Annotated in this window: 2 protein-coding genes; both read left to right on the top strand. The window is 36.7% G+C overall.

Annotated elements, in window-relative coordinates:
- Positions 1-68: 68 nt before the first annotated feature.
- The gene (locus ACNI3T_RS01575) at positions 69-1,124 is read left to right on the top strand and encodes a M12 family metallopeptidase (protein ID WP_141877357.1); all 1,056 of its coding nucleotides are present in this window, start codon (positions 69-71) and stop codon (positions 1,122-1,124) included.
- Positions 1,125-1,270: 146 nt separating this feature from the next.
- On the top strand, positions 1,271-2,161 hold an 891-nt coding region (locus ACNI3T_RS01570; protein ID WP_418226337.1), incomplete at its 3' end, for a M12 family metallopeptidase.

The raw sequence follows: 2,161 nt of genomic DNA, 5'->3' as shown, positions 1-2,161 counted from the left end.
TTTATGGAACAAGTATTGCTAAACCCAGAGTGTATTATTAACTATTAAATTTTAAAAAAGACCTACTTATGACAAAATTAAAGAGTTTACTCCTGCTGTCAGCCTTTGCAATGATAAGCTGTAGCGAGGATTCAACTTCAGAACTTGCAACTGCTGAAAATGAAACCCAGATCACTTCAACAGAATCAAAAGATGATATTACCGAGATTGCATTTCCAGATTCTAAAGGAACTGCTACCGATGTTTATTATACAGGTATTAAAATGGCTGTAGAGAATGTCAATGGTAATTATATTTTTGAAGGGGATATTATGATTCCCAAGGGTAAAGCTTCTAAAAGCCCTGTAAATTTAGTTTTAGAAAAAGGAGATGAGGTATCTCAAGCTAAAAGTGTTGGTAGAACTTCAGCTTACTGGGAAGATAATACAGTGTACTACGAAATTGATTCCAGGCTAGGCAACCAGGATCGCGTATTCGATGCTATTAGTCATTGGGAAGCAAACACTAATCTTGAATTCGTGAAAAGATCTGGACAATCAGACTATATTTATTTCACTCCGGGATCAGGTTGTTCTTCTTATGTTGGAAAAGTTGGCGGGAAGCAGAATATTACTCTAGCCGATGCTTGTTCCACTGGTAACACCATTCATGAAATTGGACATGCCATTGGCCTTTGGCACGAACAAAGCCGAGTGGATAGAGATAAGCATATTACTATCAACTTTGAAAATATTCAAACAGGTAGAGAATACAATTTCCAGACTTACCAGGAAAATAACTTTGATGGTGATGAGTTTACAACTAATTTAGATTTTGGCTCTATCATGATGTATAGCCCATACGCATTCTCTAAAAATGGTCAACCTACGATCACTAAGACTGATGGTAATACCTATAGTGTTCAGAGATCTCAGCTCTCAAACGGAGATGTAACTGGAATTAATGCAATGTACCCTTCATCTAATGGTGGGGAGGAGAAACCAACTCAGAACTATATAAACGGAGAATACTACACTATCGAAGGTCTTACAGTTTTAAGATATTACGATCAATGGTACTACAATATGGGTTGGTACGGTTGGAAACGTGTTGAGTTGATAGAAGGTGTCTGGTATTTTGCTTAAACTATACCACTTTATATCAGTTTAGAAGAATCATCGAAAATCCAAGAGTTTGAATTTTCGATGATTTTCCATTGAGATTAATTTCAATCTGTCTGAATTAGATCCAAATCATATTCAGACTTATACATTTACTAATTAACCTACTTATGAAAAACTTAAAATTTATTTTAGCTGTTCCGTTATTGGCTTTTATGTCCTGTAGCGAAGAGAATTATGATGATTCTAGTACAGGTACTAACGAAATTAGTTCCTTCCAGAGTGATGAATTTACAGAAATAGCATTCCCGAACGAATCTGGAACTGTTTCTGATATTTATTTTGCTGGTAGAAAACTTCCAGTTGAAGAACTAAATGGTAAGTATGTATACCAGGGAGATATTTTTCTTTCAGAAGAAAATATTTCTAAAACTCCCTTAGATCTGGTTTTAAACGCTGATGAAGATGTACTTGTTACTGATAAAAGTGTTGGACGAACAAAATTCTTCTGGCCTGAAAATGTAGTCTATTATGACATAGATCCTGCATTACCTAACCAACAGAGAGTTTCAGATGCAATTGCGCACTGGGAAAGCAATACTGCTGTAAAATTCGTGAAACGATCTTCAGAAGCTAACTATGTCTATTTCACTCCCGGAGGAGGATGTTCTTCTTACGTGGGTATGGTAGGGGGTAGACAACCAATTACTCTTGCAGATGGTTGTTCCACTGGAAATACTATTCATGAGATTGGTCATGCCGTTGGATTATGGCATGAACAGAGTAGAGCAGACAGAGATCAAACCATTACGGTGAATTTTGATAACATCCTTTCAGGAAGAGAACATAATTTCTATACATATGTAGAGGCCGGCTATGATGGTGCTGATTATACCGCTGGTCTGGATCTTGGATCAATTATGATGTATAGTCCGTATTCATTTTCTGCTAATGGACAACCTACGATCACACGAAAAGACGGTTCTTTATATTCTGTTCAACGTTCTGTTCTTTCCAGCGGTGATCAGCAAGGAATTGAAGTGATGTATCCTGGAGTACAG

It is taken from the genome of Christiangramia qingdaonensis, assembly GCF_048381525.1.
In the GTDB taxonomy this organism is placed as follows: Bacteria; Bacteroidota; Bacteroidia; order Flavobacteriales; family Flavobacteriaceae; genus Christiangramia.
The sequence above is the reverse complement of the archived record's forward strand: the minus strand, read 5'-3'. Positions and strand labels throughout refer to the sequence as shown.

Bases quoted from the DNA above. Each gene is read 5' to 3' on its own strand.
- ACNI3T_RS01575 (WP_141877357.1), top strand. From the start codon at position 69: ATGACAAAATTAAAGAGTTTACTCCTGCTGTCAGCCTTTGCAATGATA.